Annotated in this window: 18 protein-coding genes and 3 tRNA genes; 18 read left to right on the forward strand and 3 right to left on the reverse strand. The window is 57.8% G+C overall.

Annotated features, from left to right (window positions below; translation table 11 throughout):
* The first annotated feature begins 38 nt into the window (after window positions 1-38).
* The 5 genes from BN1129_RS09380 to BN1129_RS09400 all read left to right on the forward strand — a co-directional run bounded on the left by BN1129_RS09380 (window position 39) and on the right by BN1129_RS09400 (window position 5,454).
* On the forward strand, window positions 39-371 hold the full coding sequence (locus BN1129_RS09380) for a PepSY domain-containing protein (RefSeq protein WP_042035999.1): 333 nt from the start codon (window positions 39-41) through the stop codon (window positions 369-371).
* 82 nt (window positions 372-453) lie between these two features.
* Window positions 454-1,110, forward strand: coding sequence for an AHA_4052 family stress response regulator transcription factor (locus BN1129_RS09385; RefSeq protein ID WP_042036000.1), 657 nt, complete (start codon window positions 454-456; stop codon window positions 1,108-1,110).
* Window positions 1,111-1,147: 37 nt separating this feature from the next.
* Window positions 1,148-2,497, forward strand: coding sequence for a sensor histidine kinase (locus tag BN1129_RS09390; RefSeq protein WP_042036001.1), 1,350 nt, complete (start codon window positions 1,148-1,150; stop codon window positions 2,495-2,497).
* 125 nt (window positions 2,498-2,622) lie between these two features.
* Window positions 2,623-3,084, forward strand: coding sequence for a hypothetical protein (locus tag BN1129_RS09395; protein WP_042036002.1), 462 nt, complete (start codon window positions 2,623-2,625; stop codon window positions 3,082-3,084).
* Window positions 3,085-3,486: 402 nt separating this feature from the next.
* Window positions 3,487-5,454, forward strand: coding sequence for a DNA topoisomerase III (locus BN1129_RS09400; RefSeq protein ID WP_042036004.1), 1,968 nt, complete (start codon window positions 3,487-3,489; stop codon window positions 5,452-5,454).
* 73 nt (window positions 5,455-5,527) lie between these two features.
* On the opposite strand, the gene BN1129_RS09405 is transcribed toward BN1129_RS09400, so the two are convergent.
* Both BN1129_RS09405 and BN1129_RS09410 read right to left on the reverse strand, forming a co-directional pair.
* Window positions 5,528-6,883, reverse strand: coding sequence for a TrkH family potassium uptake protein (locus BN1129_RS09405; RefSeq protein ID WP_042036005.1), 1,356 nt, complete (start codon window positions 6,881-6,883; stop codon window positions 5,528-5,530).
* Window positions 6,880-7,533 carry a potassium channel family protein gene (locus BN1129_RS09410; protein ID WP_042036006.1) on the reverse strand — a complete coding sequence of 218 codons (654 nt, stop codon included), beginning with the start codon at window positions 7,531-7,533 and terminating at the stop codon, window positions 6,880-6,882. The genes BN1129_RS09405 and BN1129_RS09410 overlap by 4 nt, the downstream gene beginning before the upstream one ends.
* A 127-nt stretch (window positions 7,534-7,660) precedes the next feature.
* On the opposite strand from BN1129_RS09410, the gene murB reads away from it, so the two are divergent.
* Both murB and birA read left to right on the forward strand, forming a co-directional pair.
* Window positions 7,661-8,698 (forward strand): UDP-N-acetylmuramate dehydrogenase, encoded by a 1,038-nt coding sequence (murB, locus tag BN1129_RS09415; RefSeq protein ID WP_042036007.1) that lies wholly within the window; start codon window positions 7,661-7,663, stop codon window positions 8,696-8,698.
* Entirely contained in the window at window positions 8,695-9,660 is a 966-nt protein-coding gene (birA, locus tag BN1129_RS09420) for a bifunctional biotin--[acetyl-CoA-carboxylase] ligase/biotin operon repressor BirA (protein WP_042036008.1), read from the forward strand. The genes murB and birA overlap by 4 nt, the downstream gene beginning before the upstream one ends.
* Window positions 9,661-9,740: 80 nt before the next feature.
* Here the strand turns inward: birA and coaA are convergent, their stop codons facing one another.
* Window positions 9,741-10,679 carry a type I pantothenate kinase gene (gene coaA / locus BN1129_RS09425; protein WP_042036009.1) on the reverse strand — a complete coding sequence of 313 codons (939 nt, stop codon included), beginning with the start codon at window positions 10,677-10,679 and terminating at the stop codon, window positions 9,741-9,743.
* Between the two features lie 261 nt (window positions 10,680-10,940).
* Between coaA and BN1129_RS09430 the strand changes: the two genes are divergently transcribed.
* The 11 genes from BN1129_RS09430 to rpoB all read left to right on the forward strand — a co-directional run bounded on the left by BN1129_RS09430 (window position 10,941) and on the right by rpoB (window position 20,320).
* A tRNA-Tyr gene (locus BN1129_RS09430) sits at window positions 10,941-11,025 on the forward strand.
* A gap of 38 nt (window positions 11,026-11,063) precedes the next feature.
* Window positions 11,064-11,138 (forward strand) — tRNA-Gly (locus BN1129_RS09435).
* 172 nt (window positions 11,139-11,310) lie between these two features.
* Window positions 11,311-12,495 (forward strand): elongation factor Tu, encoded by a 1,185-nt coding sequence (tuf, locus tag BN1129_RS09440; RefSeq protein WP_033135315.1) that lies wholly within the window; start codon window positions 11,311-11,313, stop codon window positions 12,493-12,495.
* 53 nt (window positions 12,496-12,548) lie between these two features.
* Window positions 12,549-12,625, forward strand: a tRNA-Trp gene (locus tag BN1129_RS09445).
* 60 nt (window positions 12,626-12,685) lie between these two features.
* A complete protein-coding gene (gene secE / locus BN1129_RS09450; protein WP_042036010.1) occupies window positions 12,686-13,069 on the forward strand; it encodes a preprotein translocase subunit SecE in 384 nt (127 codons plus the stop codon).
* Window positions 13,070-13,078: 9 nt separating this feature from the next.
* A complete protein-coding gene (gene nusG / locus BN1129_RS09455; RefSeq protein ID WP_005318554.1) occupies window positions 13,079-13,630 on the forward strand; it encodes a transcription termination/antitermination protein NusG in 552 nt (183 codons plus the stop codon).
* Between the two features lie 133 nt (window positions 13,631-13,763).
* Window positions 13,764-14,192 carry a 50S ribosomal protein L11 gene (gene rplK / locus BN1129_RS09460; protein WP_005318556.1) on the forward strand — a complete coding sequence of 143 codons (429 nt, stop codon included), beginning with the start codon at window positions 13,764-13,766 and terminating at the stop codon, window positions 14,190-14,192.
* Between the two features lie 4 nt (window positions 14,193-14,196).
* Window positions 14,197-14,898 carry a 50S ribosomal protein L1 gene (gene rplA, locus BN1129_RS09465; protein WP_042036011.1) on the forward strand — a complete coding sequence of 234 codons (702 nt, stop codon included), beginning with the start codon at window positions 14,197-14,199 and terminating at the stop codon, window positions 14,896-14,898.
* Window positions 14,899-15,154: 256 nt separating this feature from the next.
* On the forward strand, window positions 15,155-15,655 hold the full coding sequence (gene rplJ, locus BN1129_RS09470) for a 50S ribosomal protein L10 (protein WP_005318563.1): 501 nt from the start codon (window positions 15,155-15,157) through the stop codon (window positions 15,653-15,655).
* Window positions 15,656-15,706: 51 nt separating this feature from the next.
* A complete protein-coding gene (gene rplL, locus BN1129_RS09475) occupies window positions 15,707-16,069 on the forward strand; it encodes a 50S ribosomal protein L7/L12 (RefSeq protein ID WP_042036012.1) in 363 nt (120 codons plus the stop codon).
* Window positions 16,070-16,291: 222 nt separating this feature from the next.
* Window positions 16,292-20,320: a DNA-directed RNA polymerase subunit beta gene (gene rpoB / locus BN1129_RS09480; protein ID WP_042036013.1), complete on the forward strand. Its 4,029-nt coding sequence runs from the start codon at window positions 16,292-16,294 to the stop codon at window positions 20,318-20,320.
* The last annotated feature ends 82 nt before the right edge of the window (window positions 20,321-20,402 follow it).

The raw sequence follows: 20,402 nt of genomic DNA on the forward strand, positions 1-20,402 counted from the left end.
AAACAGCATTATGTTAGGTTTTTGGAGATGAATCATCCATGAATAGAGCCCTGTCTCTGCTTGGGTTGCTGCTACCTGTGATGGCGCAGGCGACCACGCCGAACGAGGCCTTGCTGCAACAAGCGGTCAGCGAGGGTCGGATCAGGCCTTTTCATGAGGTGATGGACGTGGCCTCTCGCCTGCCGGTGCGCGTGCTGCGCGTCGACTTGGGGGAAGAGGATGGCATCTGGTTGTATGAGCTCAAGCTCATCGACAGCGAGAACAGCGTCATCAAGGTGGGCTATCGCGCCGACAACCTGGAGATGGTGTGGCTCAAGGGCCATCATCTTGAGCGGCTGTTCGAGCCCCGCCCTCCACAAGAAAAAGAGTGACCTCTGCTGGGTGCTCGGGCAGACATGGTTGCCCGACCCCTCTCCGCTGACGCAAGTGTAACCCTGCTTTGGATACCCATTTATGCGCATTCTGATAGTTGAAGATGAGAAGACTCTGGCAGGCCAGCTGGCGGAACAGCTGCGTCTGTCCGGTTTCGTGACCGACCTTTGTCATGATGGCAACGAGGCCGGCTTTCTCGGCGAGAGCGAGCCCTATGATGCCATTATTCTGGATCTCGGCCTGCCGGGTCGCGATGGCCTGAGCGTGCTGAAGGAGTGGCGCAGCAAGGGGATCGATACCCCTGTGCTGGTACTGACCGCACGCGGCCAGCTGCACGAGAAGATTGAAGGGCTCAATGCCGGCGCTGACGACTACCTCACCAAGCCGTTCCAGGTGGCTGAGCTGGTCGCCAGGGTGCAGGCGCTGGTCCGGCGGGCGGCGGGTAATGCCAGTTCAATCCTGGAGATAGGCGGAGTGCGGCTCGACATGGCGGCGTCTCAGGTATGGTACGAAGGCACCCCCATCAAGCTCACCGCCCACGAATTTCGGGTGCTGGGCTACCTGATGCAGCACAGGGGCAAGGTGGTGTCGCGTAGCGAGCTGATCGACCACATCTATGCCCAGGATTTTGACCGCGACTCCAATACCGTCGAAGTCTTCATTGGCCGGATCCGCAAGAAGACCCACTCAGATCTTATTGAGACTGTGCGTGGTCTCGGATACCGGATCAACGAATGAGTCAGGCCTTGATGCACCCACGGCAAGGGCTCGCACAATGAGGCTGATACGTACCCTGCGTGGGCGGCTGGTGGTCATCGCCCTGGTCTGGTGCGGCCTCCTCCTGTTCGCCACAGGTTTCAGCCTGCAGACCATGATGCGCAACTACTGGCAGGAGGCGGAAGCCGACTTCCTGCGCCTGCAGCTCTATGATCTGCTCTCCCGGCTCGAGATCCAGCCAGACGGCCTGCCCATCGTCACCGAGCCCATGGCGGATCCCCGTTTTCGCCAACCTTACTCCGGCTACTACTGGCAGCTGGAGCTGGGGGGAGAGGTCGTCAACCGTTCTCGCTCGCTGTGGGATGTGCACCTTGACGTGCACGGCCTGAGATCGGCGTTTGGTGATCCCGATCTCTTTGTCGGCAGGGGGCCCAACAAGGAGCCGCTGCTGATCATGACCCGCGCCGTGTTGCTGCCGGGCTCGGATCGGGAGTTTACCCTGGTGATGGCCAAGGACAGCAGTGCCCTGACCCAGACCTTGAAGAAGACCCGGATCAGCCTGTTCTTTGGCCTCGGTTTTGCCGCTACCGGTCTGGTGCTGGGCTTCATATTCCAGATCGTCTATGGTCTGCGCCCGTTGCATCTGCTGCGCCGCGAGCTGGGACGGGTGCATCAGGGTCATCAGGAGGGATTTCGGCTGCGTTATCCACTGGAGATCCAACCGCTGGTGGAGGATATCAACCGCCTGCTGCACCACTACGGTGAACTGCTGCAACGGGCCCGTTTCCACACCGGCAATCTGGCCCACGCCCTCAAGACGCCGCTCAGCATAATGCGCAATCAGGTGGCCCAGTTGTCACCCGAGGATCAGGCCGCCATCGGCGAACAGCTCGACCAGATCCAGCGCCACATCGACTACCACCTCGGCAAGGCTCGGGTGACGGGCGCCGCCAAGATCCTCGGGGTCTCGACTCCGGTGCGGGCGCGGGTGGAGTACATCTGCCGCGCCTTCTCCCGTCTCTATCCGGGCAAGGCGGTGGATCTGCAGGTGCCAGCCAATCTGGCGGTCGGGGTGGAGGAGCAGGACTTCGACGAGATGGTGGGCAACTTGCTGGAGAACGCCTTCAAGTGGTCGGCCGGTCAGCTGCGTATCTCCAGCGCCGAGCTGGGGGGCTGGATCACGCTGCGTATTGAGGATGACGGTCCCGGCATGAGCGAGGATCAGATCGCCAAGGCGGTGCTGCGCGGGGTACGGCTCGACGAGAAGGTGCCAGGCTCGGGGCTTGGCCTCAACATAGTCTCCGATCTGGCCGAGGCCTATAGAGGTAATCTCATCATGGGCCGGGCAGAATTGGGTGGCCTGGCGGCGTCTCTGTCACTGCCCAAGGTGGCAAGGGTAGAGAGCTAGGTATCCAGCCTCGTTATGGGGCAGATGGCATTGGGTTAGCCCGCGCCCCGTCACCGCTCAAGGTGGCAAGGGGAGCGAGCCAAGCATAAGATAAGACACTGGTTAAAGCCTGAGGAAGGGTAGCAATGACAGATGATCCATGGGCACTATGTCATCTTGATGACTCGTTCGATTCCTCTGTACTGGGGATCAAGGGGGCTCAGCTCCAGTGGTTCGAAGACAGAGAGAGCCTGATCGCATTCCTGCTGGAAGATTTCATCGATCTGCTGGCCGATGTGGGTGAGCTGGACGAAGACGAAATCGCCAGCGCCCGCGAGCGCTTCACCCTGCTGGTGGAGCAGATCAGCGACGATCGTGCGTTGGTGGATGCGCTCAACGATCTCGCCTCCGGTCTGCGCCGGATCGCCTGGCTGGGGCCCCTCTCCGAGCTGGCCGAAGTCAGCGATGACTTCGCCGCTGGCCTGCGTCGCTATTTCTGGACCCAGTACGACGGCGACGAAGATGACCCGGATGCCTGGGTACCGGAAGAGCTCTGGCCCCAGCTGGTGGAGTGTGCGGAAGAGTACATGCAGGAAGGCGACTTCTGAGTCACTCTGTCCATGCTCTGGCGGCAGAGCGGGTGGAGTGTACGGAAGAGTACATGCAGGAAGGCGACTTCTGAGTCTCCACTGCTACAGCATATTGACAGCAACAAAAACGGCGCCTGATGGCGCCGTTTTTGTTGGTCGAGTGTGGACTCAGCCGTTGGCCGGGACCGTGTGGGCGGTGTTGGCCAGCACGGGGCCTGTGTCCTTCGGGGCGGGAATCAGGGTCAGCTTCATCATCTGGCCCGCATGCGCATCCTGAAGAGTCGTTGCATCCTTGACCTCGAGTCATGGTACTGAACGATAGCGTGGTCACGATCACCGAACCCGCAGGTAGCCAGGCTTGGGCTTTGCAAAAGGCTCGGTATATACTGTTCACATATACAGTATTCAGGTGTGTTTGCCATGCGACTCTTTATCGCCGAGAAGCCCAGTCTGGGCCGCGCCATTGCCGATGTGTTACCAAAGCCCCACAAGAAGGGTGAGGGCTTCATCGAGACAGCCCAGGGGGATGTGGTGACCTGGTGCATCGGCCACCTGCTGGAGCAGGCCGAACCCGACGCCTACGACGCTGCCTTCAAGCAGTGGCGCATGGAGCAGCTGCCCATTATTCCCGCCCAGTGGCAACTGGTCGCCAAGCCCAAGACCAAAACCCAGCTCAGCGTCATCAAGCGGCTGATCAAGCAGGCCGACTGTGTGGTGAATGCCGGCGATCCGGACAGGGAAGGGCAACTGCTGGTGGACGAGGTGATCGACTTTCTCGGCTACCCCAAGACCAGGCCGGTACAGCGTTGCCTCATCAGTGACCTCAATCCGCCAGCGGTGCGCCGCGCCCTCGACAAGCTGCGGGACAACAAGGAGTTCGTGCCGCTGGCGGTGTCGGCGCTGGCCCGCAGCCGTGCCGATTGGCTCTACGGCATCAACATGACCCGTGCCTACACCCTGCTTGGTCGTAAGGGCGGTTGCAGCGAGCTGCTGTCGGTCGGTCGGGTGCAGACCCCGTTGCTGGGGCTGGTGGTACGGCGGGATCTGGAGATAGAGGCCTTCGTGCCCAAACCCTTCTACGAGGTGCTGGCCCATGTGATGACCGAAGGTAGCGAGCGCTTCAGCGCCAAGTGGCTGCCTTCCGAGGCTTGCCAACCCTGGCAGGATGAGGAGGGGCGGGTGCTCAACCGGGCATTGGCCGAGAAGGTCGTCAGTCGCATCAATGGCCAACCAGCATCGGTGGAAGAGGTCGAGGAGCAGGCTCGCAAGCAGGCGGCGCCGCTGCCCTACAACCTATCCAGCCTGCAGATCGATGCTGCCAAACGCTTTGGCATGGATGCCAAGCGGGTGCTGGATGTGTGTCAGGGACTTTACGAGCGGCACAAGCTCATCACCTACCCGAGATCCGACAGCCGTCATTTGCCGAGCGATCATTTCAACCGGGCGGCCCAGGTGCGGGATGCCATCGCCGCGACCGCGCCAGCGCTCGCCAGGGCGGTGAGCGAGGCGGACGGCAAGATCCGCAGCAAGGCGTGGAACGACAGTAAGGTGGATGCCCATCACGCCATCATCCCCACCGAGAAGCGCGGCAACGAGGCCAGCCTTAGCAGCGATGAGGCCAACATTTACGGTCTGGTGGCGCGCCAATACCTGCTGCAGTTCTATCCGCCGTTCGAGTACAACGACAGCAAGGTGCTGCTTCGTATCGCCGGTGGCCTGTTCCAGGCCAAGGCGCGGCGGATCATCAAGGCGGGTTGGAAGGCCCTGCTGGGGGTGGAAGAGGATGACGAAGAGGAGGCGGGCACCCTGCCTGCCCTGCAGCGGGGTGACGAGTTGCAGTGCGAGCGCGGCGAGCTGCTGGAGAAGATGACCCAGGCGCCCAAGTCGTTCACCGATGCCACCCTGCTGGCCGCTATGACCGGCATAGCCCGCTACGTGCAGGACCCCGAGATCCGCAAGACGTTGCGCGAAACCGACGGGCTCGGCACAGAGGCGACCCGGGCCGGCATCATAGACCTGCTGTTCAAGCGCCGTTTTCTGGTGCGCCAAGGCAAGAGCATCAAGGGCACCCCCACCGGACGAGCGTTGATCCTGGCGTTGCCCGCTACCGCCACCACACCTGACATGACGGCCCTGTGGGAGCAGCGCCTGGGTCAGATTGCCGAGCGGCACGCCAGCTACCAGCAGTTTATGGGGCCGCTTACCGAGCAGCTCAACGGCCTGATCGAGGGGGCGCGGCAGGACTCTGGCGCCAGTTTCAGTGCCCTGCCCAAGGCTGCGCCGGGGGCCAGCAAGCCGCGCTTCGCCCGCCGCAAGAGCGGTTCGGGGGCGGTTGGCACTGCTCGCAAGAGTGCGGGCAAGCGGCCGGCCAAGGCCAAGGTGGCCTGAGCCGTTGAACAGGGTGCCGATACCGAGAAAGAGAAAGGGGCCGTGATGGCCCCTTTCTCTTATGGATGTGGACTCAACCCGTATAGAGCCCCTCTTCCGGGTATTTGATGCGGGTCTCGACCGGGCGGGCCAGCATAAAGGCGAGGGTGAGGGGGCCAAGACGGCCGCAGATCATCACCAGCACCAGAATGAGCTTGCCAGGTTCGCTCAGGGAGGCAGTGATGCCGGTAGAGAGGCCGACAGTGGCAAACGCCGAGATGGTCTCGAACATGATTTTGTCGAACGGCAGATCCTCGGTCACCATCAGCAGGAACATCGCCAGCATCAACACCATGGTGCTGACGATGATGATGGCCAGCGAACGGGTGACGATCTGGGGCGACAGGGTACGGCCAAAGGCGGTGACATGGGGCCGCTTGGTCAGAAACGCCTTGGTCGCCAGCAGCACGACCGCGAAGGTGGTGACCTTGATACCACCACCGGTCGAGGTGGTGCCGGCACCGATAAACATCAACATCATCAGAAACAGCAGGGCTGCCGGGGTCATCAAGCCGATATCTATGGTATTGAAACCGGCAGTTCGGGCGCTGGCAGACTGAAAGAAGGCCGCCAGCCACTGGTTGCCGAAGGAGGCTTTGCCGAGGGTGCCCGGGTTGTTGTGCTCCAACAGCCAGAACATCAGGGTACCGACCAGCAGCAGGGCCGGGGTCATGACCAGCATCAGCTTGCTGTGCAGCTTCAGCTTGCGCCAGCGGCGGTTGCGTACCAGATCGACGATAACGGTAAAACCTATGCCCCCCAGAATCAGCAAGAGCGCAATAGCCAGCGAGATCAGGGGATCATCCCGATAATCCATCAGGCCGTTGGAAAATAGCGAGAAGCCGGCGTTGTTGAAGGCCGAAACCGCGTGGAAGAAGCTGACATAGAGGCCGTGCTCCCAGCCCATCTCCGGCACCCAGCGGAACGCCATGAGGCCAGTGCCGATCAGCTGGGCGATGAAGGCGAACAGCACGATGCGCTTCACCAGCTGAATGATATTGACCGAGCCCTCCTGGCCCAGTGCCTCCTTGGCCAAGACCTGCTGGCGCAGACCGACACGCTTGCTGAACATGGCGATCAGCAGCAGGGTCATGGTCATCTGGCCCAGACCGCCAATTTCCATCAGTATCAGCAGGAAGATCTGCCCCTGCAGGGTGAAGGCGGTGCCGGTATCTACCACCCCGAGGCCGGTCACGCTGATGGCCGAGGTGGCGGTGAACAGGGCGTTGACGAAGGTGACCTCGCCTTTGTGGCTGGAAGGTTGCACCAGAAAGATGGTGCCAATCAGCAGGATGATAAGAAAGCTGCCGATGATCAGCCTTGCCTCGTTCCAGCGGGGGTCTCGCTCCCGATGGAGGGCGAAGGCGTAGCTTCTACGCCAACGTGTCATAAGGTTTCCAGCCAGTGGTCAATGGCATGCTTGTTGCCCGCCAGAATGAGGATGTCGCCCAGCTGTAGCACCATCTTGCCGGTCAGCACGTTGTGCAGCACTTCACCGCGCTTGATGGCGAGCAGTTGGAAATCGTTCTGCTGCAGCAGGTGCAGATCGCTCAGCACCTTGCCATTTTGCGGCAGCCCGATGACGAACTCGGTCAGCACCATGTTGTGACCCAGCTCCAGATAGTCGAACAGCCGGTTGTCCAGCATGCTCTGGGCGACCCGGCGGCCCATGTCCCATTCGGGGTTGATCACCTTGTCGGCACCGACTTTCTGCAGGATCTTGGCGTGGAACTTATCGCGCGCCTTGACCCAGACCTTCTTCACCCCAGCCTCTTTCAATACGAGTGTGGTGAGGATGCTGGTCTCCAGGTTGTCACCGATGGCGACGAAGACGATGTCGAAGTTTGCCAGTCCCAGTTCGGCCACCGTGGCCTCGTCGGTCGCATCGGCGACGACGACATGGCTACACAGGGTGGCGATTTGGCGAGTCTTGTTCTCGTCAATATCAATCGCCAGTACCTCGGCATCCTGCCGTTGTAGTTCTTCGCACAGGGCGCTGCCAAACAGTCCCAGGCCGATGACGGCAAATTGGTTGTTCATGAGTACTTCCTCAAGAGTCGGATCCGCATACTCTACTCCAGCGGACCGAGTCCGAAAAGAGGGCCGGATTTTTCGTCCGGTGGGAATATAAGGTAGACTGCCCGCTTGCCATTGTCGGGACACGCAGATGAAACTCACCCCTCACGCCTCCTTGTTGACGTTCAACACCCTCGCCCTCGATGCCCATTGCCTCTGGCTGGCCGAGGTGGAACAGGTCGATGACCTGCGGCAGCTCGTGGCCAACCCAGAACTGAGCAGCCAGCCCCGCCTGGTGCTGGGTGGCGGCAGCAATGTGCTGTTTTGCAATGATTTTGCCGGTCTGGTGGTGCTTAACCGTTTGAAGGGCATTCAGCTGCAGGATGAGGGCGAGCACTGGCTGCTGCACGTGGCGGCCGGGGAGGGGTGGCATCAGCTGGTGTGCCACGCCTTGCAACAGGGCTGGTACGGCCTGGAGAATCTGGCGCTTATCCCGGGGACGGTCGGCGCCGCGCCTGTGCAGAACATAGGTGCCTACGGGGTCGAGCTGGCCAGCGTCTGTGCCTATGTCGAGGCGTTCAACTGGCAAAGTGGCCAGCTGGAGCGCATCAATGCTGTCGACTGCCATTTTGGCTATCGCGACAGCATCTTCAAGCATGCCTGTCAGAATTCCCATTTCATCACAGCCGTCGGCTTGCGCCTGCCCAAAGCCTGGACGCCAGTACTGGGTTACGGGCCGCTGGCGGCGCTCGGGGACGCGCCCACCGCGCAGGCCATCTTCGATACCGTCTGCGCTACCCGCAGTGCCAAGCTGCCGGATCCCGCCGTACTTGGCAATGCGGGCAGCTTCTTCAAGAACCCCGTGGTAACGACGGCGCTGGCCGACACGCTCAAGCAGCAATATCCGCATATGCCCTGCTACCCGGCCGGGGAAGGGGGGGCCAAGCTGGCCGCGGGCTGGCTGATCGATCAGTGCGGTCTCAAGGGCTTTGCCATCGGCCGCGCCGCCGTCCATCAGGAGCAGGCGCTGGTGTTGGTCAATCTGGGGGGAGCCAGCGCCATGGAGCTCATTGCCCTGGCGGCCCATGTGCGCGACAGCGTGGAGCAGAAATTCGGGGTAGTGCTGGAGCACGAGGTGCGCTTCATGGGCCTGACCGGTGAGACTTGGCTCGATGAGGTGCTGGCATGACACTGACTCCCATCAGACAAACACTGATCACCTTGCTCAGCGATGGCCAGTTTCATTCCGGCGAGCAGCTCGGCGAGCAGCTCGGCATCAGTCGTGCGGCCGTGAGCAAGCACATGGCCGCCCTCAAGGAGCTTGGGCTGGATCTGTTCAGTCTGACTGGCAAGGGCTATCGACTGGCGGTGCCCATGGCGCTGTACGATCAGGTGCAGTTGCAGGCGCTGGCCCCCATGGCGCCGGTGCACTGCTTCCCGGTGATCGACTCTACCAACCAGTACCTGCTGGAGCGGGTCAACCAGCTGCAGTCCGGCGAGAGCTGTCTGGCCGAGTGCCAGACTGCGGGGCGCGGTCGCCGTGGCAAGCCCTGGGTCTCCCCTTTTGGTTGTCAACTGATCCTGAGCATGTACTGGCGGCTCGAACAGGGCATGGCGGCGGCCATGGGCCTGAGTCTGGCGGTCGGGGTGGCGGTGGTGCAGGCGCTGGAGTCTCTGGGGTATCCGGGGGTAGAACTGAAGTGGCCGAACGATCTCTATTATCAGGGGCGCAAGCTGGCAGGCATTTTGGTGGAGATGAGTGGTAGTGCTGGTGCCAGCTGCAACCTGGTGATCGGGGTTGGCCTCAATCTGGCGATGCCGGCCCGGGAGGGCGAACGGATCGATCAGGCCTGGTCCGAGCTGCGCCATATACAGCCGGAACTGGTGGATCGCAATCTGCTGGCTGCCCGCATGCTCGAGCACCTGCAACAGGCCATGCTGACCTTCGAGCAGGGCGGTCTGGCCAGTTTTGTCGACAACTGGAACCGGCTCGATCACTTCGCCGGTCGGCCGGTGCGCCTCCTGATGGGGGAGCAGGAGATCCGCGGGGTCGCTCGCGGTATAGACGATCGCGGTGCCCTGCGACTGGAGACGGGCGAGGGGATAAGATTCTATCTGGGGGGAGAGATATCCCTGCGACGGGGTGACTGATATCTCTGTGTGTCAGAGACACCAATGGAAGAGGGGGCCTGTGGGCCCCCTCTTCGTTTATGTACTGTATGCATCGACCATCACTTGCGCAGCTTGATCTGCTCGATGGCGTGCTCGTGGCCCTTGGTCAGGATCAAGTTGGCACGCTCCCGGGTCGGCAGGATATTTTCCTGCAAATTCAGATAGTTGATATCTTGCCAGATGGTGTTGGCAATCTTGCTGGCTTCGCTCTCCGCCAGTTTGGCGTAGTGATGGAAGTAGGAGTCCGGATCCGAGAAGGCGCCGCTGCGGAACTTGAGGAAACGCTCGACATACCAGGTGCGCAGCAACTCGGCTTCGGCATCCACATAAATGGAGAAGTCGACAAAATCTGACACGAAGACGCGATGGGGTTCCTGCGGGTAATCCATGCCGCTTTGCAGCACATTGAGCCCTTCCAGGATCAATATGTCAGGTTGCTCCACCACCTTCTTCTCATCGGGAATGATGTCATAGATGAGGTGGGAGTAGACGGGCGCCTCGACCTTCTCGTGGCCGGCCCGGATATTGGCGACAAACTCCACCAGATGGCGGATGTCATAGGATTCCGGAAAGCCTTTGCGACGCATCAGGCCGCGCTCTTCCAGCACCTTGTTGGGATAGAGGAAGCCATCCGTGGTGACCAGTTCCACCCGCGGATGTTCCGGCCAGCGCTCCAGCAGGGCCTGCATGATGCGGGCCGTGGTGCTCTTTCCTCCCGCCACACTCCCGGCGATGCTGATGATGTAGGTGCCCTTGCCGCGGGACTGGCCGAGGAACTGTTCCAGCACCCGACTGCGGCGCTGCTTGGCCTTGACGTAGAGATTGAGCAGGCGGGAGAGGGGCAGATAGATCTCTTCGACCTCCTGCAATGACACCTTCTCATTGATCCCGCGCAGGGTCTGCAGATCGTGTTCGGTCAGGGTCAGGGGGACAGCATCGCGCAATAACGCCCATTGTTCGCGGGTGAATTGCAGATAGGGGTTATGCTCGGTCGTCATGGTGTCATCACTGTTTCTTGGGCAGGGCGACCATACACCAAGGGGTGGGGAGCGACAAGAGACGTGGCGGATTCGAGCAGAGAGTGAGTCCTTTTTTGCATGCTTCCCGGCAATAATACACATTTTGCAAGGCGCAATAGTTGCATCCCCAAAATCCTTACAATAAAATGCGCGACGCTTGGATGTCTGTCGCCTATTTGCCCGGCAAAAGCGACAAAACAACGGGTGCAAGCAGAATAACCGTTGTGGCATTTATGCATCGGAGGGGTTCCCGAGCGGCCAAAGGGATCAGACTGTAAATCTGACGGCTCTGCCTTCGAAGGTTCGAATCCTTCTCCCTCCACCATATTTCTCTGCGGTTTGAGTTCTTTGGGTGAGAGAAATGCGGGCATCGTATAATGGCTATTACCTCAGCCTTCCAAGCTGATGATGCGGGTTCGATTCCCGCTGCCCGCTCCAAGATGCTGATATGGCTCAGACGATACCAAGAGTCACACCTCAGGGTGAGTTCGGCAATCGAACCTGGCTGTCAGCACCAACCTCTCTTCCCCACCAGATTCAAATCCATCATATAAACTGTTCTGTGGTTAGCTTGCCACCGCGTACTCAGCGTTAGTTTAGAGGGACGATCATGTCTAAAGAAAAATTTGAGCGTAATAAACCGCACGTTAACGTGGGTACCATCGGCCACGTTGACCACGGTAAAACCACCCTGACCGCCGCCATCACCAACGTGCTGGCCAAGCACTTCGGTGGTAAAGCTTTCGCCTTCGACCAGATCGACAAGGCACCGGAAGAGCGTGAGCGTGGTATCACCATCAACACCTCCCACGTAGAATACGACACCGCTACCCGTCACTACGCCCACGTAGATTGCCCGGGTCACGCCGACTACGTTAAAAACATGATCACCGGTGCTGCCCAGATGGACGGCGCGATCCTGGTAGTTGCTGCGACCGACGGCCCGATGCCGCAAACTCGTGAGCACATCCTGCTGGGTCGCCAGGTTGGTATCCCGTACATGATCGTGTTCATGAACAAGTGCGACATGGTAGATGACGAAGAGCTGCTCGAACTGGTCGAAATGGAAGTGCGTGAACTGCTGACCGAGTACGACTTCCCGGGTGATGACCTGCCGGTAGTTCGCGGTTCCGCGCTGAAAGCGCTGGAAGGCGACGCTGCATGGGAAGAGAAGATCATCGAGCTGGCTGGCCACCTGGATACCTACATCCCGGAGCCGGAGCGCGCGATCGACCTGCCGTTCCTGATGCCTATCGAAGACGTATTCTCTATCGCTGGCCGTGGTACCGTAGTTACCGGTCGTGTAGAGCGCGGTATCGTTAAAGTCGGTGAGACCGTAGAAATCGTTGGTATCAAAGATACCGTTTCTACCACCTGTACCGGTGTTGAAATGTTCCGTAAGCTGCTGGACGAAGGTCGTGCAGGCGAGAACATCGGCGCACTGCTGCGTGGCGTGAAGCGTGAAGACGTAGAGCGTGGTCAAGTACTGGCCAAGCCGGGCTCAATCAAGCCGCACACCAAGTTCGAATCTGAAGTGTACGTACTGTCCAAAGAAGAAGGTGGTCGTCATACCCCGTTCTTCAAAGGCTACCGTCCGCAGTTCTACTTCCGTACTACCGACGTGACCGGTACCATCGAACTGCCGGAAGGCGTAGAGATGGTAATGCCAGGCGACAACATCAAAATGGTTGTTACCCTGATTGCCCCGATCGCAATGGACGACGGTCTGCGTTTCGCCATCCGTGAAGGTGGCCGTACCGTAGGTGCCGGTGTTGTAGCCAGCGTGATTGCTTAATCTTTGGCTTACATAAATAAAGCAAAGCCCCTATAATAGGGGCTTTCTTGTGTAGGGGCGTAGTTCGAATTGGTAGAACAGCGGTCTCCAAAACCGATGGTTGCGGGTTCGAGTCCTGCCGCCCCTGCCACATACCTCGTCTCGTACGGGGCTTTTGTGTCTTTGGTTACGTCAGATACAGGTGGGTTGTATGAGTGTTAGTTCTGAGAGCCAGGGCGGAAGCAAGGATACCCTGCTTTGGGGCCTGGTTTTCATCATCCTGGTCGCAGCAGTTGGTGGAAACTGGTGGGTCGGTAAGCATTTCAATGATGTTAACGTTGCCTTGCGTGCTTTAGGCGTATTGGCTGCTATCGCAGGCGCTGGAATACTTGCAATACGCACTACTAAAGGTAAAGCCACAGTGGCATTTGCCCGTGAGTCTCGCCTGGAAGTCCGCAAGGTCGTATGGCCGACCCGTCAGGAAGCCATTCAGACAACCCTGATTGTGCTGGCGGTGACTGCCGTGATGGGACTGTTGCTGTTCATGCTGGACGGCGCCTTGGTCTGGTTGGTCAACCTGATTACCGGTGTGTAAGGATAAGCCATGACTGAACAACGTGAACAACGTATGAGATGGTATGTCGTGCAGGCATTCTCCGGCTACGAAGGTCGGGTTGCCAAATCTTTGCGCGAACATATCAAGATGCATGGCATGGAAGACATGTTCGGTGAAGTGCTGGTCCCGACTGAAGAAGTGGTCGAGATGCGTGCTGGCCAAAAGCGCAAGAGTGAGCGCAAGTTTTTCCCGGGCTACGTCCTGGTTCAGATGCTCATGGATGAAACCACATGGCACTTGGTGCGTAACGTACCGCGTGTGATGGGTTTCATCGGTGGCACCTCTGATCGTCCTGCTCCTATCTCTGATAAAGAAGCGGATGCCATCCTCAATCGTCTGCAAGATGCCCACGACAAGCCGCGTCCGAAAACCCTGTTTGAACCGGGTGAAATGGTGCGGGTTGCCGACGGTCCGTTCGCCGACTTTAACGGTACCGTTGAAGAGGTGGACTACGAGAAGAGCCGCGTGAAGGTCTCTGTTTTGATCTTCGGTCGCTCAACGCCGGTAGAACTGGATTTTGGTCAGGTCGAAAAGGGCTGATTAAACTCTGTACGTTAACGGTTGTCAGGGGCAGCGAATGTCACTATAATTCGCTGCCCCTTTATTAGTTGGGGAGCCGTTTGCAGGAGCATGTCTCCGAGGCGCTAGAACCCATTTCTGAGGTATTTTTCTAATGGCTAAGAAAGTCACAGCTTATATCAAGCTGCAAGTTAAGGCTGGCAGTGCTAACCCCAGCCCTCCCGTTGGTCCTGCTCTGGGTCAGCACGGTGTAAACATCATGGAATTCTGTAAGGCGTTTAACGCTCGTACAGAGAAGCTGGAAAAAGGTTCACCGACTCCGGTCGTGATCACCGTTTACAGTGACCGTTCCTTCACCTTCGAAACCAAGACTCCGCCTGCTGCCTTCCTGCTGAAGAAAGCTGCCGGGATCCAGTCTGGTTCGGCCAAGCCGAACAAAGACAAGGTTGGTAAGGTGACTGTTGCCCAGCTGCAAGAAATCGCCAAGACCAAAGAGCCGGATATGACCGGTGCCGATCTGGATGCAAAAGTACGTTGCATCGCAGGCTCCGCTCGTTCCATGGGCCTGGTAGTGGAGGATTAAGACAATGGCAAAACTTTCCAAGCGTATGCGCGTTATTCGCGAAAAAGTTGACGGTACCAAAGAGTATTCCATCAACGAAGCCATTGCCCTGCTGAAAGAACTGGCTACCGCCAAGTTCGTTGAAAGCGTTGACGTTGCTGTCAATCTGGGTATCGATGCTCGTAAATCTGACCAAAACGTTCGTGGTGCTACTGTACTGCCGCACGGTACTGGTCGTGATGTACGTGTTGCCGTATTCACCCAGGGTGCCAACGCCGAAGCCGCCAAAGCTGCCGGTGCTGAACTGGTTGGTATGGATGACCTGGCCGATCTGGTCAAGAAAGGCGAGATGAACTTCGACGTCGTCATCGCATCCCCGGATGCCATGCGTGTTGTTGGTCAACTGGGTCAAATCCTGGGCCCGCGTGGCCTGATGCCGAACCCGAAAGTCGGTACTGTAACCCCGAACGTTGCTGAAGCTGTGAAGAATGCCAAAGCCGGTCAGGTTCGTTACCGTAATGACAAGAATGGTATCATCCATACCACTCTGGGTAAGGTTTCTTTCGACGAAGTTCAGCTGAAAGAAAACTTGGAATCACTGCTGATTGCCCTGAAAAAGGCTAAGCCGTCTTCCGCCAAAGGTATCTTCATCAAGAAAGTCAGCATCTCCACCACCATGGGTGCAGGTGTTGCCGTAGACCAAGCTTCTCTGGAAGCTCAGGGCTAATTGATGAGTTTTACAAGGCGCAAAATTTAATCTATAATTTTGCGCCTTGATTGGTTGGGGGCTTCGACCTCCGTCCAAGACCGCAGGAGGCTGCAAAGCCTTAATCCTTCCTGCGTAGACGGTGCCGGAAACCCAGCGAGAAAGATTCTTTCTCTTCTGGAATCCTGCTACCGCATCGTTCCCCTCTGTTGTTAAGGTAGGGGGGATGTGTCAGTACTGAGTCATGAGACTCAGATTCAATCCAGGAGTTAAGCCAATGGCATTGGGACTCGAAGACAAAAAGGCAATTGTTGCTGAAGTCAACGAAGCTGCCAAAGGCGCCCTGTCCGCAGTTGTAGCCGATTCTCGCGGCGTGACTGTAGACAAGATGACCGTCCTGCGTAAAACCGCTCGTGAAGCTGGTGTGTACATGCGCGTTGTGCGTAATACCCTGCTGCGTCGTGCGGTTGAAGGTACCGAATTCGCGTGCCTGAACGACGTATTGACTGGTCCTACCTTGATTGCTTTCTCCAACGAACACCCGGGCGCTGCCGCTCGTCTGTTCAAAGAGTTTGCCAAAGCGAACCAAAAGTTCGAAATCAAGGCCGGCGCTTTTAACGGTGAGTTTATCGCCGCAGCACAAATTGATCGTCTGGCCACGCTGCCGACCTACGACGAAGCAATTGCGAAGTTGATGGCGACTATGAAAGAAGCCTCTGCTGGCAAGCTGGTTCGTACCATCGCTGCTGTGCGTGATCAGAAACAAGCTGCTGCTTGATTCTCGCCTATTTAGGCTGTTTGAGTTTATTCAACATCAGGAATTTTTGTCATGTCTATCACTAAAGACCAAATCATCGAAGCCGTTGCTTCCATGTCCGTAATGGAAGTTGTTGAGCTGATCGAAGCTATGGAAGAGAAGTTCGGCGTTTCTGCCGCTGTTGCTGTTGCTGCCGGTCCGGCTGCTGAAGCAGTAGAAGAGAAAACCGAGTTCGACGTAGTTCTGACTGCTGCTGGCGCCAACAAAGTTGCCGTCATCAAGGCCGTTCGTGCCGCTACCGGTCTGGGCCTGAAAGAAGCCAAGGACCTGGTAGAAGCCGCTCCTGCCAACCTGAAAGAAGCCGTCTCCAAAGACGAAGCTGAAACTCTGAAGAAGCAGCTTGAAGAAGCTGGTGCTTCTGTTGAGATCAAATAATCTGCATTTATGTAGATTAGCCTGATAAAACAGGCTAGGGCTGGTGAATATTTGTTCACCAGCCTTTTTGCGCTGTAGACTGAGAGCATTTCACACCGTTTACGACTCTCGGTGCACCAGCAATCCGGACCGTTTCATCGTCCGGGCCAACACAAAACGGTGTTGAGACAGAGCTGTCCTGCGGGACAGAGTGGGTCACTTATCAGCGAGCTGAGGAACCCTATGGTTTACTCTTATACCGAAAAAAAACGCATTCGTAAGGACTTCGGTAAGCGAGACCAGGTACTGGACACGCCTTATCTGTTGTCCATTCAGCTGGACTCCTTCAAGCAGTTCATCGAGGCTGACCCGGAAGGTGAATACGGCCTAGAGGCCGCTTTCCGTAGCGTTTTCCCGATCACCAGTTACTCCGGTAGTGCTGAGCTTCAGTATGTCAGCTATCGCCTGGGTGAGCCGGTATTTGACGTAAAAGAATGCCAGATCCGTGGAGTGACCTACTCCGCGCCGCTGCGTGTCAAGCTTCGTATGGTTCTATACGATCGTGAAGCAGCTGCCGGCACCGTCAAAGACATCAAGGAACAAGAAGTATACATGGGCGAAATTCCGCTCATGACCGAGAACGGCACCTTTGTTATCAATGGTACCGAGCGGGTAATCGTCTCCCAGCTGCACCGTAGCCCGGGCGTCTTCTTTGACCACGATAAAGGCAAAACCCATTCATCCGGTAAGGTGCTGTATAACGCCCGCGTTATCCCCTACCGTGGCTCCTGGCTGGACTTCGAGTTCGATGCGAAAGACAACCTGTTTGTCCGTATCGACCGTCGTCGTAAATTGCCGGCTTCCATTATTCTGCGCGCCCTGGACTTCAGTTCCGAAGAGATCCTGGCCAACTTCTTCGAGACCATAGGTTTCGAAGTGAAAGATGGCAAGTTGATGATGGATCTGGTGCCCGAGCGCCTGCGTGGTGAAACTGCGACCTTTGACATCGTGGCCAATGGCGCCGTGGTGGTTGAGACCGGTCGTCGTGTGACTGCGCGTCACATCCGTCAGTTGGAAAAGGATGCCGTTACCCAGATTGAGGTGCCGGTTGAGTATGTTGTTGGCAAAGTTGCTGCCAAGAACTACGCACATCCGCAAACTGGCGAAATGGTAGTGACTGCCAACCAGGCATTGAGCCTGGAAGCGGTTGCCAACCTTTCCCAAGCCGGCTTCAAGCACTTCGAGGTTCTGTTCACCAACGAACTGGATCACGGTGCCTACATGTCCGAGACCCTGCGTATCGACTCCAGCTCCAGCCGTTTGGAAGCACTGGTCGAAATATATCGCATGATGCGTCCGGGCGAGCCGCCTACCCGTGAAGCGGCAGAACAGCTGTTCGAGAACCTGTTCTTCTCTTCCGAGCGTTACGACCTGTCTACCGTAGGTCGGATGAAGTTCAACCGCCGTTTGTCCCGTGAAGACGAGACCGGTGCTGGCACTCTGACCAAAGACGACATCGTCGAAGTCATGAAGCGCTTGATCGACATCCGTAACGGCAATGACGAAGTGGACGATATCGACCACTTGGGTAACCGTCGTATCCGTTCTGTCGGTGAAATGGCTGAAAACCAGTTCCGTGTCGGTCTGGTGCGTGTCGAGCGTGCGGTCAAGGAGCGTCTCTCCCTGGGTGACCTAGACACCCTGATGCCGCAGGATCTGATCAATGCCAAGCCGATCTCCGCCGCAGTCAAAGAGTTCTTTGGTTCCAGCCAGCTGTCTCAGTTCATGGACCAAAACAACCCGCTGTCCGAAGTGACCCACAAGCGCCGTATCTCTGCGCTGGGCCCGGGCGGTCTGACGCGTGAGCGTGCCGGTTTTGAAGTTCGAGATGTGCACCCGACTCACTACGGTCGTCTGTGCCCTATCGAGACTCCTGAAGGTCCGAACATCGGTCTGATCAACTCTCTGTCCGTGTACTCTCGTACCAACGAGTATGGTTTCCTCGAGACACCGTACCGTAAAGTCATTGATGGTGTGATCACCGACGAAGTGGACTATCTGTCTGCTATTGAAGAAGGCAAGTACGTGATCGCACAGGCTAACGCCGCGACCACCGAAGATGGCCGTCTGAAAGATGAATTGATCCCGTGCCGCCACAAAGGTGAATCCACCTTTATGAACGCCGACCAGATCCAGTATATGGACGTGAGCCCGCAGCAGATCGTATCTGTGGCAGCTGCTCTTATCCCGTTCCTGGAACACGATGATGCTAACCGAGCCCTGATGGGTTCGAACATGCAACGTCAGGCCGTACCGACTCTGCGTGCTGACAAGCCGCTGGTAGGTACCGGTATGGAACGCGCCGTGGCCGTTGACTCCGGTGTAACCGTAGTGGCCAAGCGTGGCGGCATGATCGACTACGTCGATGCCTCCCGTATCGTTATCAAGGTCAACGAAGATGAGCTGATGCCAGGCGAAGCCGGTATCGACATCTATAGCCTGACCAAGTACACCCGTTCCAACCAGAACACCTGTATCAACCAGCGTCCTTGCGTGATGTTGGGTGAGCCGGTGATGGCCGGTGATGTGGTTGCTGACGGTCCGTCTACCGATCTGGGCGAACTGGCGCTGGGCCAAAACCTGCGCGTCGCGTTCATGCCGTGGAACGGTTACAACTTCGAAGACTCGATTCTGGTGAATGAGCGTGTTGTTCAGGAAGATCGCCTGACCACCATCCACATCCAGGAACTGGCCTGTATCTCCCGTGACACCAAGCTGGGTCCGGAAGAGATCACTGCCGACATCCCGAACGTGGGTGAAGCCGCTCTGTCCAAGCTGGACGAGTCCGGTATCGTCTACGTGGGTGCCGAAGTGAAGGGCGGCGACATTCTGGTCGGCAAGGTAACACCGAAAGGTGAAACCCAGCTGACGCCGGAAGAGAAGCTGCTGCGCGCCATCTTCGGTGAGAAGGCCTCCGATGTGAAGGACTCTTCCCTGCGTGTACCGAACGGTGTGTACGGTACCGTGGTTGACGTGCAAGTCTTTACCCGCGATGGCGTGGAAAAAGACAAGCGCGCCAAAGAAATCGAAGAGATGCAGCTGAAGGAAGCGAAGAAGGACTTGACCGAAGAGTTCAAGATCCTGGAAGACGGCATTTTCGGCCGCTCCCGCAACCTGCTGCTGGCCGCCGGTTACAGCGAAGATCGTCTGAACAAGCTGGATCGTACCAAGTGGTTTGAATTGGCCATCGAAGATGAAGCCAAGCAGATCGAGCTGGAACAGATCGCCGAACAGCACATCGAGCTGAAAGCCGACTTCGACAAGAAGTTCGAGAACAAGCGTCGCAAGATTATCCAGGGTGATGATCTGGCGCCGGGCGTACTGAAAATCGTCAAGGTTTACCTGGCAGTCAAGCGTCGCATCCAACCGGGTGACAAGATGGCCGGCCGTCACGGTAACAAGGGTGTTATCTCCAAGATCTGCCCGGTCGAGGATATGCCTCATGACGAGTACGGCCGTCCGGTCGATATCGTACTGAACCCCTTGGGCGTACCGTCCCGTATGAACATCGGTCAGATCCTCGAAGTACACCTGGGCCTCGCGGCCAAGGGTATCGGCGAGAAGATCGACCGCATGATCAAAGAACAGCGCGCGCTGCACGAGATGCGTGACTTCCTGCAACAGGTCTATGACCTGGGCGAGAAAGACACCAAGCAAGTGGACATCGCCGAGCTGTCTGACGACGACGTACGTACCCTGGTGGGTAACCTGCGCAAGGGTCTGCCGGTCGCTACACCTGTCTTTGATGGTGCCAAAGAGCACGAAATCAAGGCCTTGCTGAAGCTGGCCGATCTGCCGGAATCCGGTCAGATCTCCCTGTTCGACGGTCGTACCGGTAACGCCTTCGAGCGTAAGGTCACCGTGGGTTACATGTACATGCTGAAGCTGAACCACTTGGTAGACGACAAGATGCATGCGCGTTCTACCGGCTCTTACAGCCTGGTTACCCAGCAGCCGCTGGGTGGTAAGGCGCAGTTCGGTGGTCAGCGTTTCGGTGAGATGGAAGTGTGGGCCCTGGAGGCTTACGGTGCGGCATATACCCTGCAGGAAATGCTGACCGTCAAGTCTGACGATGTGAATGGCCGTACCAAGATGTACAAAAACATCGTGGATGGCGACCACCGTATGGAGCCGGGCATGCCCGAATCCTTCAACGTACTGTTGAAGGAAATCCGCTCTCTGGGTATCAACATCGAGCTGGACGAAGAGTAAGAGCTCGCTCTTATTGTTCGAGAATTGACGTGGGCGCCCCGCTGCTTTGGCAGCAGGGCGCCGAGGTTAGACTCCTGACAGG

Origin of the sequence: Aeromonas popoffii, from assembly GCF_000820025.1 — a bacterium.
GTDB classification, from domain to species: Bacteria; Pseudomonadota; Gammaproteobacteria; order Enterobacterales; family Aeromonadaceae; genus Aeromonas; species Aeromonas popoffii.